Annotated in this window: 12 protein-coding genes, 1 pseudogene and 1 CRISPR repeat array (1 of these 14 running past the window's edge); of the genes and pseudogenes, 9 read left to right on the top strand and 4 right to left on the bottom strand. The window is 45.4% G+C overall.

Features of this window, described 5'->3' with window-relative positions; all coding sequences use genetic code 11:
* Window positions 1–510 precede the first annotated feature (510 nt).
* Complete coding sequence (locus tag QUB06_RS07685; RefSeq protein WP_333434790.1) at window positions 511–1,392, bottom strand: choice-of-anchor L family PEP-CTERM protein; 882 nt, start codon at window positions 1,390–1,392, stop codon at window positions 511–513.
* 535 nt (window positions 1,393–1,927) lie between these two features.
* Window positions 1,928–3,655: a gamma-glutamyltransferase gene (gene ggt / locus QUB06_RS07680; RefSeq protein ID WP_333434789.1), complete on the bottom strand. Its 1,728-nt coding sequence runs from the start codon at window positions 3,653–3,655 to the stop codon at window positions 1,928–1,930.
* An 820-nt stretch (window positions 3,656–4,475) separates the two neighbouring features.
* Between ggt and QUB06_RS07675 the strand changes: the two genes are divergently transcribed.
* The 9 genes and pseudogenes from QUB06_RS07675 to QUB06_RS07635 all read left to right on the top strand — a co-directional run bounded on the left by QUB06_RS07675 (window position 4,476) and on the right by QUB06_RS07635 (window position 15,460).
* The gene (locus tag QUB06_RS07675) at window positions 4,476–5,507 is read left to right on the top strand and encodes a glycosyltransferase family 2 protein (RefSeq protein ID WP_333434788.1); all 1,032 of its coding nucleotides are present in this window, start codon (window positions 4,476–4,478) and stop codon (window positions 5,505–5,507) included.
* Window positions 5,508–5,519: 12 nt separating this feature from the next.
* Window positions 5,520–5,747: a hypothetical protein gene (locus tag QUB06_RS07670; protein ID WP_333434787.1), complete on the top strand. Its 228-nt coding sequence runs from the start codon at window positions 5,520–5,522 to the stop codon at window positions 5,745–5,747.
* Between the two features lie 244 nt (window positions 5,748–5,991).
* Entirely contained in the window at window positions 5,992–6,768 is a 777-nt protein-coding gene (locus tag QUB06_RS07665; RefSeq protein WP_333434786.1) for a DUF1350 family protein, read from the top strand.
* A 379-nt stretch (window positions 6,769–7,147) separates the two neighbouring features.
* A complete protein-coding gene (locus QUB06_RS07660) occupies window positions 7,148–8,335 on the top strand; it encodes a sigma-70 family RNA polymerase sigma factor (protein ID WP_333434785.1) in 1,188 nt (395 codons plus the stop codon).
* A 400-nt stretch (window positions 8,336–8,735) separates the two neighbouring features.
* Window positions 8,736–9,185 (top strand): hypothetical protein, encoded by a 450-nt coding sequence (locus QUB06_RS07655; protein WP_333434784.1) that lies wholly within the window; start codon window positions 8,736–8,738, stop codon window positions 9,183–9,185.
* A gap of 148 nt (window positions 9,186–9,333) precedes the next feature.
* Window positions 9,334–9,849, top strand: coding sequence for a DUF4347 domain-containing protein (locus QUB06_RS07650; RefSeq protein ID WP_333434783.1), 516 nt, complete (start codon window positions 9,334–9,336; stop codon window positions 9,847–9,849).
* A 103-nt stretch (window positions 9,850–9,952) separates the two neighbouring features.
* Window positions 9,953–10,564, top strand: a complete 612-nt coding sequence (locus QUB06_RS07645; RefSeq protein ID WP_333434782.1) for a calcium-binding protein — start codon at window positions 9,953–9,955, stop codon at window positions 10,562–10,564.
* 391 nt (window positions 10,565–10,955) lie between these two features.
* The gene (locus QUB06_RS07640; RefSeq protein ID WP_333434781.1) at window positions 10,956–13,664 is read left to right on the top strand and encodes a hypothetical protein; all 2,709 of its coding nucleotides are present in this window, start codon (window positions 10,956–10,958) and stop codon (window positions 13,662–13,664) included.
* A 475-nt stretch (window positions 13,665–14,139) separates the two neighbouring features.
* Window positions 14,140–15,460 (top strand): annotated as a pseudogene (locus QUB06_RS07635) (IS4 family transposase).
* A 239-nt stretch (window positions 15,461–15,699) separates the two neighbouring features.
* Here the strand turns inward: QUB06_RS07635 and QUB06_RS07630 are convergent.
* Window positions 15,700–16,047, bottom strand: coding sequence for a type II toxin-antitoxin system PemK/MazF family toxin (locus QUB06_RS07630; protein WP_333434780.1), 348 nt, complete (start codon window positions 16,045–16,047; stop codon window positions 15,700–15,702).
* Entirely contained in the window at window positions 16,044–16,289 is a 246-nt protein-coding gene (locus QUB06_RS07625; RefSeq protein WP_333239226.1) for a hypothetical protein, read from the bottom strand. The genes QUB06_RS07630 and QUB06_RS07625 overlap by 4 nt, the downstream gene beginning before the upstream one ends.
* A 191-nt stretch (window positions 16,290–16,480) precedes the next feature.
* Window positions 16,481–17,671: direct repeats of the CRISPR family, unit length 36 nt; unit sequence GTGATCAACGCCTAACGGCATCAAAGGTTATTTCAG; it runs 205 nt beyond the window's last position.

Below are 17,671 nucleotides of genomic sequence, written 5' to 3'. Positions count from 1 at the left end.
GTTGTAGACGCGGGTTTTACCCGCAATATTTGCTGCAACTCCAAACACAAAAAAATCCGCCCTTTGCGAATTTGGGATAAAAACTTATATTCTGTCCGCTAGAACAACCGCCATAAAATTGGTTCGTAGTGAGGGCATTCGTCGTCAGAATTGTATGAGGACTTGCATTCCTCGCTGCGTACCCATAATGCTTAAATTACTTGAGATGATATTACGCGATCGCGATCGCACAAACCGAGTTTTTTTTACCCGGTTCAACAACTGCAACAAGGTCTTTTCCTTCATCAAACCCCCTTTCTGTCTCCAACACGGCTCCTCGATATTCATATTACAGCAACCGCCAAAATGCTTCCTGTTCTATTTTTTCCTTCTTCCTTCTTCCTTCTTCCTTCTTCCTTCTTTCTTCTTTTTACCCTGAGCGAAGTCGAAGGGCCTTCTTCCTGACATCCGTTACATCCGTTATATCCGTTACATCCGTTACATAATCCGTTGCCGAACTTCCTTCAGTTATTAATTACTTCCGGCACGGCGATTGCGTAACTTTCGTCCAGCAGCCAGCATAGCGCCTCCCGCCATCAAACCCCCCACAGTCATCGGTTCGGGAACCGGCTCAGGTTGAACCGTCCCCACAGAACCGCCTTTAATAAATACAGCAGAATCTAAATAGCCATCGCCCACATCTTTAATGCGGATGCTGAGAACATTCGTCTGATTTTGCTTGAGCAAACCCTCAAAACCTAAAACTTTAGTAAAACCGTCGAGCTTAACAATGTTAGCAGCAATACCTGTCAAACTTGGGTTGTCAATATAGTCTGGGTGATATGTAGAGCGATTATATGGATCTGGAACCAGATTATTAATCGTAACTGTTTTTCCGTCGCTCAATTGGGCCAAATTAGTGCCGTTCAGCAGCAGTTCAAAATCGTCATTATATTCTTCATAAGCGCCGAACTCAGGAAACTCCTCAGAAGCAAATACATATTCAAAGAACAACTTTTGAACCGTGCTATCAGCAAAAAAGCTGAGGTTTAGCTGAGTCACATCCCCCCGTTCACCCTTAGCACCAAAGTCCGTGCTTAAATCGCTGTCCTTTGTCGTGAAGTTATCTGTCTGATTCGTACCCGGTATATCGGCGACTCTACCAGTGCTCAGAACAACACCTGATGTCAAACCGAAGGGGTCATTAGTGAAAGTACCAAAAGCAGCCGAATTACCCGTAGTTGAAACAGAGAAATTACTCAACCCGGCTGTATTAGCTCCCAATAAATTATTTTTTAAAGTCTCAGCGTTATTAGTTGCCCCTACCGAAAATGCCATTGCTGGCGCTGCCAACAAACTCAGAGCAGTAGTTAATGTAGCTGTTAAGGCAGCAATTTTGTGAGTAATTATCATAAATTTTTCCTGGAAGATACACACCTGATCCTATGCACAACTTAATTTTTACATTATATAAGTATCAATGTCTAGTGCCTTTACAATAACTTTACACATAAGTGTATATACGCTTTCTGTGGTTAAATTTTTTGGTACTTCCTGGCAATTAGTCAGCCTATAAACCTCATGGCAAAAATACGGATTCAAAAATACACGTACACAGACTAATAATTTCATGACTGACGCACGGGAAACCCAAAAACCCCGGTTTTGATACCGTTGGCGCTCTCCCAAATGACTAATGACTAATGACTAATGACTAATGACTCATGACTAATGACTAATAGCTAATGACTCATGAGTCATGAAAGATGACCTCGCCCAAAAAAACTATACAAGCCCCCGATTCCTGTCGTAGAGAGAACAAAATTTTTGACCCTAGTTCCACATCCCAGATTCATCTGTGGAGTAGATATAAAATCCTTCGACGCTCGCGCGGATCGACGGCTCACCCCCGTCTAAAATCTAAAATCTCTAATCGACTGACTCATGACTAAAACCCCCTTGCTTCTCCTTCCCCGCGCCGATCGGCAGCCCCCTCCAACCAACCGTCTGCAGTCAGGACGATCGCATTGGCATTGCCCCAGCCCTCACCTTCGACAATCTGGTGTCCCCGCCGCCGCAACTCCGAAAGCGTCGCAGCCTCAAAACCTCCCCGTTCCACCCTCAGCCGATCGGGCTGCCACTGGTGGTGTATCCGAGGTGCAGACACAGCATCGCCGACAGTCATGTCATAAACCAACACATTAAGCACAATTTGCAGCACCGTGGTAATAATCGTGCTGCCTCCGGGAGCCCCCGCAGCCAGACGAAATTTGCCATTTTCTGTCACGATGACCGGCGTCATGCTCGATAAAGGAGTCTTCCCTGGGGCGATCGAATTTGCCTCCCCGCCCACCAAACCAAACAAATTCGGCACTCCCGGCGCGGCTGCAAAATCATCCATCTCGTTGTTGAGCAAAATTCCCGTACCCGCAGCCACGACTCCACCCCCAAAACCGCCATTCACTGTAAAAGTTAAGGATACCACATTGCGCTCTTTGTCAACTACCGTTAGGTGGGTAGTTTCGGGAGACTCCCACACAAAGCGGCTCAAAGTTTCAGCGTCAACAGCTTTTACCTCGCTGGAGGGTCTGGCTTTTGACATTTGGATTTGCGATCGTCTCAATTTTGCATAATTGGTGCTAGTCAGAGCTTTGACCGGTACCCTCACAAAATCCGGGTCGCCCAAATACTCAGCCCGATCGGCATAAGCAATCCTCATGCTCTCCGCCAGCAAGTGCAAAGTATCTGGACTCTGCCTCCCCAACCTCTTGAGATCCGTATCTCCCAGAATATTTAAGATTTGCAACAAATGAACGCCGCCGGATGAAGGAGGCGACATCGCGCAAATTTCGTAGGTGCGAAAGTTGCCGCAAACCGGATTTCGCCAAATCGGCGTATAGTTTTTCAAATCTTCGAGAGTGATAATGCCGCCGTTTTTAGCCATATCGGTGGCGATCGCCCGCGCAATGTCCCCGCTATAAAAACTCTGCGGATTTTGTGCAATCTGCCGCAAAGTCCGCGCCAAATCCCGCTGCACCAAAAGCTCACCCGGCTGGTATAAAATGCCACCACGAGTAAAAACCTCCCGCGCCGCCCGGTTTTTTTTGAGAACATCCTGTCGTCGCCCGGTAGCCGTGGTAAACCGCGAACTTACCGGAAAGCCTTTTTCAGCCAGGGCGATCGCCGGCGCCACCACCTGGGCCCAAGGCAACTTACCATACTCGCGGTGCACCGTATAAAGTCCAGCAACAGTACCCGGAATACCCGCAGCCAAATGCCCGTCCAGACTTGCCCTTTGGCGCACCTTCCCTTGCTTGTCGAGGTACATATCCCGCGCCGCCCGTTTCGGAGCTCGTTCCCGGAAATCCAGCGCTTGCACAGTCCCCGTTTCCGCCCGTCGCAGCAGTAAAAAACCCCCGCCACCGATACCCGCCGAAAAAGGCTCCACCACAGAAATTGCCAAAGCCGTAGCAGCCGCCGCATCCACTGCATTGCCGCCCTGTTGCAGCAGTGCCAGCCCCGCAGCGCTCGCCAGAGGGTGAGCTGAAACTGCCATCCCCTGTTTGCTGCGCTGTTGCTGCAAGGTTGCCTGTAGCTGCTGCTGGCAGCCACCCAACACCAAGACTGTTAGGCAACAAGTATAAATTCGCACTTTACTCAAGAAATTTGGCAACATTTTTTACGGGTGAGAAGAGGCTTTTTTATAGTATAATTATACTCTTGTGTTCCCTAAGACCTAGCGGTACAGAGTTCAATCGCAGCTAAATTACCTGTTATGGCAGACGGGGAAACGATTTGACCCTGAGAGGCGATCGCGGTGAAAGAGAAATAAAGAAATGAGGGACAGCTTAGGGCAACTTAATAAGTAAACAAGTTAGAAAAAGCATCTTTTTTGAGAAAATCCTGATTTGAAAAAAGCTGATTAACGCAGAAAAACGGCGTGGCTGATTTACTGTAGGAAAAACTAAAGATGCCAATCATATAAACCAGGATTCACGGTTATGAATTTTCAAATTATTTGTGTTTCAGAGCGTGATTTAGCAACAGCAAAACCCTCAGTATTTTAGGTAATGGCTAGGGTAATGCAACACATATAGCAATCCTTGCAGGAGTCGTAAATTTTTTACCCCACCCCAACCCTCCCCGAACCCGCTTGCTCGGGAGTAAGAAATTCACCAATGATTTAGGATTGCTATAGCAGACTTAAAAGATGCGATCGAATTTAGGACAATTCCAGTCCCCGGTAAAAACCCTCAATCCCTCGCACCCGTCGCCTTTGTGTCAGAAAAATGGCCCGCCAAATAATAGTCTGCACTCCGCCTGCTAAGGGCTGTCCCCTCCTTATGGCAGATCGCACTGATGTCCGTAAACCTGTTATATTGGCAGTATGTAGGCAAGTTTCCTTACTACAGGTACTTGCAAGTAAATGAGTCAGAGTGTCTGCTTCGAGACTATACTTCGGCGCACAACTACCAAACCACACCTTAATGCAAGTTATGAACAGCCAAAAAGTCAGCGTAATCATTCCTGCATTCAATGCTGCCGACACTCTGGCCGAGACAGTTGCCTCCGTACTCAATGGTACCCACAAGAATCTAGAAATTTTAATTGTTGATGACTGCTCTACTGACGCTACTGACAAAGTTGCTGCGAAGCTGGTAGAGCAAGATTCGAGAATTCAATACTTTCGGAATCCCCAAAATTACGGGGTTTCTAAGGCGAGAAATTTAATGATATATCGCGCCACAGGCGAGTATGTAGCGTTTATCGACAGCGACGATACCTGGGAACCCAATAAGTTAGAAGTTTGTTTGAAGATGCTCGCAGACAATCCCGAAGTCAAATCTGTGGCTCACGCTTTGCGGTATTTAGACAAGCGCGGCAACAAGTTGAGTTATATTCCCACCTATCCTACAACTAAAGCAGAAATGCAGGCGATTAAGGAGACAGGCGAAAGTCCTTGGGTTTTCCCCTCTTCTGTTGTAGTCGATCGCTCTATTCTACTCCAAGAAGGCGGGTTTCCAGAAGATTGGGAGGTAGGAGAAGATACAGCGTTATTTACCAAAATTGCTCAAAAGTACGGTTTGCTAGCGGCGACAGAACCTTTGGGAAATTATCGGATTAGAGGGAACTCTCTCACAGATAAGCACTGGCTGAAGAAGCGCATAGCTTCTGATTGTGTCAAGGAAAACCAACTGCGGCGCTTGCGGGGAGAAAAAGAGTTATCGCTCAACGAGTACGAAGAGCAATGCTTTAAGAATTTGCCGCTTTTGCAAAGGCTTAACAAATTTCGAGAAGTTTTGGCACTGCACTACATGAGAAAGCTGGGACAAAGTTGGTTAAATCGGGAGGTTTTGCCGACTATTGTTTACGGCGTCGCTACCACAGTGCTCAATCCTCAAGCTACTGTGCACAAGTGGAAATGGATGAAGACTCACGAAAAGTTGAGTCATCAAACCGCAGAAGGTATCAGTCATTCGCCACAATTAAACCCCCAGCGATCGCCTGAAATCGGGGGGCTGTCCTAAAGGATGTTATAGTTGTATGCGGGTTTAGTTAAGAAATTAGGTGCTGCCAATAAAGCCGAATCGACGCCGATCGCCCAGAGACTGGTTAATACGCGATATTCGGGTTTTGAGCCGTATTTGACTGTTAATATCCTGTCGGGTCAATTACCCGCAATACCAGCTAGAGCGGCTTGCAGCCGTGCGATAGGACACCATATACAAATCTTTGAAAGCCGCGACGCGATCGGATGTCAGCCTTGAGTTATTCGATCGCCAACTTCAACCCTATACAGGGCGCAAATAGCAGCGAGCCCGCGCCGTGCTATTTGCTGCAAAAACAGTTACACTAAATATCATAATATAAGTAAAGAGCAAAGTTTTTTGAATAAAAAAATGGGTAGCAAACCCCTTTTTGATGCAGAAAATAAAAGCAAAAATTTATAAAACATTCGACCTTCTACCTTCAGAGGACGATCGCATTTTTACTTTGAATTAGATTTAATTTATGGACTGGCAAGAAATTTCTGGTAACTGGGTATTAATTCCTTCAAGACCGATCGCGATCGTACATTTTCTCGGCGGTGCATTTGTGGCGACAGCACCCCAACTCACCTATCGCTGGCTGTTAGAAGCTTTGGGGAATCAAGGATATGTTGTAGTCGCCACGCCGTTTGTCAATACTTTGGATCATATTGCGATCGCCCGCGATGTCCTCAACAAATTTGAAAATGCCCTCGATCGCCTGCAGGCCACTAAATTGCTCAAATCTTCCTATCTCCCGATTTACGGGATGGGACACAGCATGGGATGCAAACTGCACTTGCTGATCGGTTCTGTGTTTGACATAGAAAGGGCAGGCAATATTCTGATCTCTTTCAACAATTATGCGGCATCCGAAGCAATCCCGATCGTCGAGCAAATTTCCCCCGTCTTTAAAGTCGAGTTTACCCCTTCCCCGCAAGACACCAATCGCCTCGTCCAAGATAGCTATCAAATCCGGCGCAATCTTTTAGTCAAATTTAACGGCGACAACATCGACCAAACCCTGCTGTTGACCAAACTGCTAAAAGCACGATTTCCCGACATGATTACAGTTCAGACTCTAGCCGGCAACCATCAAACGCCCTTGGGGCAAGATGTTAGCTGGCCTGTGGGTCAAATTTTTACACCCTTCGACGCGATCGGGCAGTGGGTCAAACAAGAAGTGTATCGAGAATTAAATGAATTAAAACGGACAATTCTGCTGTGGCTGAATCCTCTGTCCAAGGATTTTAAATCTTAAAGTTCAGATTTTAGCTTGGTGACATTAAATTGAAAAATTACGCATAAACTCTATCTGTAGGGTGCTTATGGCGCACACACTACTTAGGAATTACGCATAAACTCTATCTGTAGGGTGCTTATGGCGCACCTTACACTACCAATAGTGTTAAAAAGCCGTTTGCGTAAGTCCTAAAACTGCCAAGGGATGTCTCAGCTATGCACTCATAGCCGCGATGATCCGACTTTTCCGACTTTTCCGACTTAAAAGATCCGACTTTTCCGACTGACATGAGCCTGAGTGGTGAGTCAACATGGTGATAGGTGCATCTGAGGCTAGGTAAATTACGGCCTAAATTAATCGCCAGTTGTTTGTCCACTTAGAGTGTCGGCACCCACAGATGTTAATTTCTAGTTCTGCATCAGTCCCTTCCTCATGCACTCCAGATATAGATTCAGCTTTTTGGAAATTATGGCAAGATAATCAAGATTACCTTTACCGTTGCTGTCGCAAGTGGATGGGCAACCCAACCGATGCGGAAGATGCCCTCAGTCGCGCCATGCTGAAAGCTTGGGAGAAAGCAAGAGATGGTACGGATGATATCAAAAACTTTAAGGCTTGGTTAACCAAACTGACTTATAACCTGTGCGCCGATATCCATCGAGAGCGCAACAGGGGTGCAGTAGGAGTTGAAAGTTTAGACACCATTGCTATAGGAAACGACACCGAATTAATTAGCCCAGAAGAAACACCTGTTCGCGCTGCTATGCGGGGAGAAGTCGAATTATTTTTTCGCGAGGCAATAGATGAGTTGCCAGATAGATTGCGCGAGACTTTTCTTCTCCATTTTGAATCAGGGCTATCTTATCCAGATATTGCAGAACAGCTTGGTATATCTTACGATAACGTCCGCAAGCGAATTTCCCAGGCGCGGGCAATTTTGCGTCAGCGGTTCAATGAAAATTTCGGTGAAGAGGGGACTGACTCGGATTTGTCTAATCCTAAGTCGAGGTTTTCTCCTCAGTCTGCCAAAGGGAAAAAGTCTCTGAATATTGTTGAAAAAAAAACGGTAACAGAGGAGATTGAAAAAAGAGAAATCGTTGCAGGTGGGGAAATTCAAGAGCCGGTTTTAGTGAATGCTCAATCTGATGGCGAGATAAAAGAAAGAGAAATTGTTGCCGGTGAGGAAAAGCAAGAAGCGGCGGTGTGTGTTTTGCATCTAAGCGCGAAGGATTATTCGCCCCTACGGATATTGGCTAATAGTCTGGGGGATGACAGCGAAAAAGCGATCGCCCCTAACGCCTACAGCCGATTGCTTTCTGAGTCTGGGGAAAGCCAAAAACCTCTTGGTGTGGAGGCATCATTAATGCAGCCTGCACAGGGCTGTTGTACCATCAGCGACTGCAATCCGCTGTATTCCCACTTTTTCAACAGAGAAAAACCATACTCGATCGATGTTCGATCGCCCGAAATGCGATCGCCCCAGGGTGCAGGAGGCATATCGCGCAACGGTGCGTCTGCTGTATCGCTTTTTCCACTGTACAGGAGGATGTGGGCAGACAGTGGCGGCTGGCTTTCTTCCATCTGAAAAATAGGCAGGCAGAAAATCGCTTTAAATCAGTAGTGCGTAGGTTGGGCCCGTGGAACGAACCCTCCGTTTCACTCCGCCCAAGATTTTCCTTAACCCAAGCGTATTGGGCATTAATGCTGCCGCGAGCTGCAATCCCCTATATTCTCGCTTTCTCTATGACTGGCGCGATATGGCGCTAGGCGGAATTTGGCATGGAAAAATTCGGCATCCCGTTTCCTCAATCTAGATTTTCAGGAAGAGATGGACTGCGTAGCAAGAATTTGTCAAACCCTCCCTCGAACCGGGTCATCCCCCAAAGGTTAGAGATGTCATCTATCTAAAGACTGAATTATTCACAAATCGCCTTCGGGAAACGTCTAACTAATAGAACACAAAAAACCAACCCTGGAGTTGAAAAATGATGATTCGTCGTATTGCTTTCGTTAGTGGTCTCGTTATTCTCAATGCTTTTGGTTTCGCTACCGTAGCCCGTGCCGGTGAAGGTGGTGTGGCAGGTTCTGCGGCTTTCACTGTTAACAACAATGCGGTTACAGGTGTCGCTGTCTCGGCTGCTGTGGGTAAACAAAGTGCTGCGGCTCATTCTTTCAACTACCTTCCTGCCACTAGCAACGGTTTACAGAACTCAGCCTTTGCAATTGGTACTGGGGGTCTACTGGATTTCACCGCTCTTGGTACTCGGGATGGCTTTAACATGGACACTAGCGCCGACCCCGCTCTCGGTAGCTTGCAAGGAAATACCTTCAGAGCCGGGTACACCATCCAAATTGGTACTCGTAATGGCGCTCCGGTGGTTACGTCTCCGGGGGCTCCGGCTCCGGAGGTTCAGCTTCCGGTGCAGGATAACTAGCAATTGAATTAATTTTTTCCCATCTCAAATCTGATATGAGGATCTCAGCGACTCGCGGCACAGAAAGTCAGGAAAGATCCTCATTAAGAGGGATTTTTTATCCGCAATACCTTCGGATGAATAACAGGACATTCCCCAGAGGAAACCCATGCTCAATACTTCAAAAACTATCAATCCAGCCACCAGAATTGTTGTTATCGATGCTGGAGTAGAAAACGCCGATCTACTCATTGAGGGTGTCATTTCCACTACTGAAGTTTTTGTCCTAGATGGGACTGCCGATGGCATCGAGCAAATTAGCCTTGTTTTACAACACCGTCCAAATACCGATGCCGTTCATATTATTTCCCACGGTTCCCCCGGTTGCTTGTATCTGGGAAATAGCCAACTGAGTTTAGATACCCTCAACGGCTACGCGACTCAACTGCAACAGTGGGATGTTGCCCACCTCGTCTTCTATGGTTGTAACGTTGCAGCCGGAGATGCTGGCGAAGAGTTCATCGCACGACTCCACAAACTAACAGGCGCTCAAATCGCTGCTACAGGACTCGGCGATCCTCTGTTGCTCAATAGCGGTGTGGTGACGACGAACGGTATTAGCTTCAGTAACAATTCAGCAATTGGCGGCTACGGCGGCAACTTCTGCGACTTTTTTGCACGCTGACCTCTGTAACTATTTCACCGCCAAGTTTTCAGGTGTGTATGGAGGTAAATTATCTCTTCGCTACTTTGACGCAAATTCACTATTTTTCAGGAGAAAGTATTTCATGCTAGGCAATCACGACTCAGAAGGCCCAATCGACTACCCCTTTTATAATCCAATCTCCGGTACACGCAATAACGACATTCTGCGGGGTACTGCGGCTGGTGACCAAATCGACGGTTTAGCAGGGAGCGATATCCTCTATGGTAACGCCGGAAACGATACCATCAATGGCGGTGGTGGCAACGATATTGTCTATGGTGGCAATGATAACGATTTGTTGCGCGGGGGTAATGGCAGCGATCGCCTTTACGGTGATGCCGGTAACGACCAACTCCTCGGCAATGCGGGTAATGACATCCTGTATGGGGGTGATGGAAATGATATCCTCAATGGCGGTGCAGGGAGCGATCGGCTCTACGGGGATGCAGGATTTGATACCTTTGTCCTTGCACCAGGAATGGGTCAGGATCTGATCTATGGCTTCCAAGGTAGGCAAGACAGAATCCGATTAGAGGAAGGTTTAACTTTCCGCGATTTACAGATTTCCCAAAGTGGTAGTTCCACCTTAATTAAAATTGCATCAACCGGAGAAACCCTCGCTTCTTTAGTTAACACAAATTCCTCCGGGATTTGGGAGGGTAATTTTATCGATTCCCCCCTTTATGAGGGCTGATTTTAGCGCTATCGCGCCTGTCTAATTGTCTAAATCCTGAAATTATCAGGTGCGTTAACTTCCGTTAGCGCACCCTTGATTCTGATCTTATAATTATTAAAAATTCCAAATATTCATGCCAATAAATATTTTTTTATTGCATCTATAGCGAACCTAAATGAATTATTTAATTCTTGTAGGGGCAAACCCCCCGTGGTTGCCCCGATCCGTGGGGGGTAGGCACGGGGAGTAGGGGTAGCACTACCCCTACATATTTGTACCAATGATTGAGAGCCTCTATATATAACAACAATATTAAAGCCACAAATTGAATTGTTATTAAATCATCAGGATATCAGGCTTGAATCACTGTATTAACTAATATATTTAATCCCTACTTGCCGCGCTTTTAATGATGATTAACCTCCTCAAATTTATCGCTAACCCTACGGCGCTCCTCTCAACAGCATACAATGGTAGTATTCTCGTCGGTTTGACTCTCCTTAGCATCGCTTACTCAACCCCAGCCCTAGCAGAAACTCGCTCCAATTTACTCGACACATCCAATCAACTGGATTCCTCTGCTGCGAGTGTTTCCGACCTTCCAGAAACGAGCCCTTTATCAGAAATACCCAACTGGTTTACTTCTGCTACAAACCAGGAACCCTCATCCCCAAATTTAGCCCCTGAACCTGAACCCACAAAACCCCAATCAACTAATAATCCTAACGGATTGTCCCAACCTTCTGCCCCATCTACTGACCCCGATTACATTATTCCACCTCGCATCGCTCCCAGTGTTTCCGACCTTCCACAAGCCACCCCTTTATCAGAAACAACCAAGAGGTCTACTTCTGCTACAAACCTGGAACCCTCATCCCCAAATTTAGCCTCTGAACCTGAACCCACAAAACCGCCATCACCTAATAATCCTAACGGATTGACCCAACCTTCTGCCCCATCTACTGACCCCGATTACATTATTCCACCTCGCATCGCTCCAAGTGTTTCCGACCTTCCACAAGCCACCCCTTTATCAGAAACACCAAACTGGTCTACTTCTGCTACAAACCTGGAACCCTCATCCCCAAATTTAGCCTCTGAACCTGAACCCACAAAACCCCCATCAACTAATAATCCTAACGGATTGCCCCAACCTTCTGCGCCATCTACTGACCCCGATTACATTATTCCACCTCGAATCGCGCCCGACGAAAAACTTAGCCCCTTCACGACTACTTTACCTCTCAATGACATTCCCATCAGCCATCTAACTGAATGGGAGTTTAGTGGTTTCCATACTTTTGCTGACACCACAGACAGCGATATTTTTTTTAATGGCACTCTCAAACTTAACAGTCGAGTCAGTGAAAGTTTAAGCCGAAATAATATTTATAGAGTAGACCAAAAAGGCACTTATTTTCAACTGCGGACTGTTCCCCTAGAACGAACAATTACAACCACAACTACCGCACCCCAAACCATGACTGGGTTAGAAATTCAAATGAGTTTAACGGGGGCTTGTATTTTTCCCAACACTCCCAGTGACCAACAATGTACTTATACCCCAGGTTTAGTTATCGATCGCAATAGTATAGATCCAGAATTTTTCGTGCCTACCCGCGTCTTTCAAACGTCTCAGGTTGGGGAGGTTGTCAAACCGGAAACTTTGGCTTTTATGCAGCTTCCCGGCTTTCAAGGGGGAACCAGCAGTCAACCCATTGGCGTCGATTTTTATTTTCCCAATTCCGGTGCTTATCCGGGAAACAGCCAATCCCAAAAAACAAAAGTTGATAGAAAAGAAGAAGTTGACTATACGATTGCAGGTACTGTTTCCCGAGTTCGTCAAGTTGTTAAAGCCAACGATCGAGAAGCCGTTTTAGGACGGACGGTTCGAGGATTTACTCTCTTTGTTGATGATGAAAATCGCTGGCTAAATACGGCAATTCAAGCGGGCGCGCAAATTTTACCCGATGTCATTCCTGACCTAGAAGGCAGTAAAAATCCGGTTAATACTAATATCAACCGCAACTTGTTTTTAGCTGCTAATAATACTCGTTTACCAAGCAGTAGTTTTACGATATATTCCGCCGGACTCGGACGGGCCGAAAGTTTAACGCCTAATGTCACCAGCTTAAGTCAAGTTCCTAGAGCGAATTATAACAGCCTTTGGCTCGGTCTTTCTCCCGTGATCGATCGCAATATTGAAGATGGTCGAATCTTTTACGATCCAACAGGCCCACAAGTCACCCTTGTCGATGCTGGTGCAGAAGGTGGAGCAAATACCAATGTACAGTTATTCTCTGCGGTTAACCAAAATCAGTATTCTACGGCCAATTTGCAGAATTTTTATGCCCAAGTTTATTTAGGTTTTTTACAGCAAGATGTCAACTTTGTTAGAGAAAGTATCTATGGGGAAAAAACCTCTTACTATCCTCATCTCAGCTTTACCGGAAACTGGACGGGAGGTGAAGATATCCTGCGATACTATACGGGTGTGATTGCTTCAGAAAAGCCCAAACTATACCTCGGTGCTGATTACACGAGAAACACGCTAAACAATTGGAGTTTTCGCGGCGGTGCGATTGGTTATCTCAACCCCGATCGCGATTATTACAGCCAACTTTGGGGGAGTGTCGCCAAAACCTTTCGTTTCAGTAGGCGGGCAAATTTAACCTTATCAACTGGCTTTAATTATGCTCTCGATCAAGAAACAAGAATTGGTGATGTACTTAGTATTTCACCCGCTAGTGAAGTAGCCGTTAGCGCTCGCCTGAATTGGGGAATTATTTCTCTGGGTTTGACCAACTATTTTGGTGATATCCTACCCAATTCCTACGACGATCGCTTACTCGCTGAGTTAACCATCCGTCCTCTAAGCACTCTCACTCTGTCTGGTTATATCGCCCCCATCGATAAAAACTCCACTCGCTCTCTCTACGGTGCTAGTGTAAGTTGGCAACTGGAAAATAACTACAACAGTCCTACCCTATCCCTCAATTGGCAAAATAAGCAATATGATTATGGTGATGATGTTTTGGGGAATCGTTTATTATTGAATGATAATGTTTTTACGATCCTCTTTCGCATTGGTTCTCCAGCGAATCCGCTCTCTCGTTAATCTTACTCAGATTAGAAGCCAACTAATTTGCTAAAATAAAAAATCAGACTTCTGCCTCATCCCCGCCTGTGAACCGTTTGAGAAAATCTAGGCCAATAGGGACTCTCACCGAGATTATTGGTAACAAGTTAGAAGAAAGTAGATTTTGTCAATACCTCTTTGTGTATAAATATAATTAAAGAATAATGATAATCAAACAAGGAGTAAGGGGGGAGAGTCCGCCAACGGCCGACTCTTCCACCGACAGCGATTATCATTATTAATAATTTGTTCGCTTGACAGGCATTGTGGGCGGTCGAGCGAGTATAGTAGCACCGCCAGAGCACAGCAGCGTCGGGGCCAGCGATAATAGTTGTACCATGTTGGTATTATCAAACGATATAATTGACAAATAATTGAGCGATTGTGTAGGTCAGTAAATATGGCTAAAAGTCAAAAAACCAACCGTGACCACGCCAAAAAAAACACAAGACCAATGGTGGAAGATGAGGTAATTGCCTCGCAACTATCTGCATTATTAACACCAGCCATCACCTCACAAGAAAATTACTACCGTCAACTGGGTTTACGAGGGAGAATTCTCAACTTACCGTTGATGGTAGCAGCAGTATTAACCTTGCTGTGGCGAGACGTAGCTGGAGTGACAGAACTCACAAGAATGCTGGCAAGAGAAGGTTTTTTGTGGTGCAGGCATACGACAGTTAGTCAACAAGCAATGTCTCAAAGGTTTCTAAGTTTTCCTGCCACTTTATTTGAAGGAGTCTTCAAAAATTTATTACTAAGTTTAAGAACTGCTTGGTACAAGAGAAACCAACGACCCCTACCAGAAAGCATTCAATTTGCCTTGACCAAATTTTCGAGAATTTGGATAATAGATAGCTCAACGCTCGAAGCATTATTTTGCAAGCTCAAAAGCTTGGAAGATATACCTAGAGGGCAGTTGGCTGGAAAAATGGCAACTGTTATAGATTTAATAACCAGGCTCCCTGTTAATATTTGGTTTCTGGAAAACCGAGAGCTTCTGATGTTAAGCTTGAATAAAATCTTCTGCAATTTGTGCCAACTCAAACCTTACTATTACTGGATAGAGGATTTTATCATTTTAGCTTTTGGCTCAAATTAATTGAACGAGATATCCACGCTCATTACTCGTTTGAAAAAAGGAGCATCAATTAAAATAGAGCAAGTATTTACCAATAGTTATGAACTCCGAGATAGTCGGATAAGGCTAGGCTCAGGAACTTCTAAAACTCCATTTATTACCTTACGTTTGATTGAAATTCGTTCCGGTAAAATTTGGCATTCTTATTTGACAAGCGTGCTAGAACCTCATGTATTACCTCCCTACGTCGTCGCAGATTTATATCGCAGGCGCTGGAGAATTGAAGATGCTTTTAATACCGTCAAAAGACTCTTGGGCTTAAGTTATTTGTGGACGGGTTCTCTCAACGGCATTCAGCTTCAAGTTTGGGGGACTTGGATATTTTATGCACTCTTGGTTGATTTAGGTGATGCCGTTGCTGACCTGCTCTCTTTACCAATAGATGCGATTTCATTAGAGATGATTTACCGGGGTCTTTACCATTTTTATGTAGCCCGCCAACAACGCACCGGCAACTGACCCTCCAAAGTATTTCGCCGCGCCCGAAAACCAAGATTTAGGTATTGTTAAATCTCAACGAAAGCCCAATGTTAAGTTAATTGTTGCACCTTTCCCTGATCGACAGCGAGGCAACAACCAATTTTTCTTTGAGACATCTTCTCAAATCCCCTTGACAACTGCCATACAGGCTTAACTTGTGACCAATGCTCCCTGAGTGTCTTATCTGAACCGTATTGGAATATTTAGAACGCGAGGTTTCTCCTCACTTCCCTTTTTTCTCGCCATCTCTGATTATGGGATTTTTGGAAACGCAAAAAGATGTCGGGGAAACGTCGATGATTCGAGGGTTTAGGAAGTGGGTGAGGAGTCAAATTCAGTCAGGGGAATGAAAGGGATATTTATCTGTCTGAAAGCTTAAAAAATATTTTTTAGCTATAAATTCAAAAGAATACGCAGTCTTTCTTCTACCATCATTAATGTTGTGGGAGAAACTGTACCCCACAGTTCAAAAAATCTTTCTATACCGATCGATCGCACATCTTCACATTTAATGAAACTTCGCTGTCTAAGTCCTCCTTCTGGGGGGTTAACTTCGACGTGCCAGGGAATTCCTTTATCTTTCGATGTGACTGGTAGTACCACAACTAATCCCGAAGCACCCTGATTGAATAAATCTACAGATGTCACCAGACAGGGACGCTTGCCAGCTTGCTCTCTTCCTCGTGTTGGGTTCAAGTCAATCAGCCATATATCACCCCGTGATGGTTTGGCGGATGTCATTCTAAACCATCCTCTAAAGTGATATCCCAAGCTTCCCGTTCTTCAAGCTCTTCTTGCCAAGCTTCTGGGCGATCGCGTAAGGCAAGATAAGCTTGGTTGGCTGCTGCTAAAAACTGTTGTCTTCGGTATTGTTCGATCGCTTGTTCGAGAACTGTTTCGATTGGTTTTCCTGAGAGTGCAGAGATTTCTGCGAGGGTTTGATAAGATGTATTGCTAATTGTAACTGTAGAAGTTTGATCCATGTTACTTTTTTACTTACCTCGACGTTACGCAGCTATTATAGCTTAAAAGCTTGCGATCGCACAGGCGGGACGCCCGTGCCACGAAAAAAAACGCCTATATATCACAGTTAATCGACATCTAAATGCAGTTTTAGAGCAGCATTTACCAACTGCATGATTTCTTCACTCAAACTTCCCACTACATCGCTTTCGTGCTCAACGCCTAACGGCATCAAAGGTTATTTCAGGGCGGAGGCGGAAACAAAATTGACGGAGTAGGTTGTTAGTGCTCAACGCCTAACGGCATCAAAGGTTATTTCAGACTTAGAAACGAAACCGGGTGCGCTTCTTTCAGAGGTGATCAACGCCTAACGGCATCAAAGGTTATTTCAGTTCCTTGATTTCTGGAAAAAGCTGAAGGCAGAATTTGTGATCAACGCCTAACGGCATCAAAGGTTATTTCAGACATCGACATCAATGTGCGGACACTCAATTTCTCGGTGATCAACGCCTAACGGCATCAAAGGTTATTTCAGGGAAATATTCAGCCCGCAATTTTCTGCCTCGCGCTGGTGATCAACGCCTAACGGCATCAAAGGTTATTTCAGGAAAATTACCGCTGCTGAGTTGCTGCGTCCGAAGTCGTGATCAACGCCTAACGGCATCAAAGGTTATTTCAGGAATGTCGAGGCGGACAAGCAAAATTTTTGGTTCGTGATCAACGCCTAACGGCATCAAAGGTTATTTCAGTTGACCAAAGAAACTCTAAAATCAAATTTATTAAATGTGATCAACGCCTAACGGCATCAAAGGTTATTTCAGACGGGGCTAATCCCCGCTTCCAAGCAAGCGCTGATGTGATCAACGCCTAACGGCATCAAAGGTTATTTCAGCACAACTATTAGCTGTGAGTTACCGCTGCCCAAATTGTGATCAACGCCTAACGGCATCAAAGGTTATTTCAGCTCTTAAAACTCAGGAACGGAAATTTTATTTATGTGATCAACGCCTAACGGCATGAAAGGTTATTTTAGTTCTTGCGAGCCTAGAACATTTGCGGGTGTAAGTCGTGATCAACGCCTAACGGCATCAAAGGTTATTTCAGGCTTCTTCTAGCATGGGTTCTGCTAGATACCGCATGTGATCAACGCCTAACGGCATCAAAGGTTATTTCAGACCTTTACGCAGTAAAGTTTTTCCAATCAAAATCACGTTATCAACGCCTAACGGCATCAAAGGTTATTTCAGAGTCAGCGGGGTTGGAAATTGTCAAATAGAGTAGTGATCAACGCCTAACGGCATCAAAGGTTATTTCAGGAAACAGTATCGCCACTCGAAACAAGGGTAATTTGGTGATCAACGCCTAACGACATCAAAGGTTATTTCAGCTACGCCGAAAGCGG

The sequence above is a fragment of the Microcoleus sp. D2_18a_D3 genome (assembly GCF_036702455.1).
Taxonomy (GTDB): Bacteria; Cyanobacteriota; Cyanobacteriia; order Cyanobacteriales; family Microcoleaceae; genus Microcoleus.
This window is presented reverse-complemented; position numbering and strand designations above follow the sequence as displayed.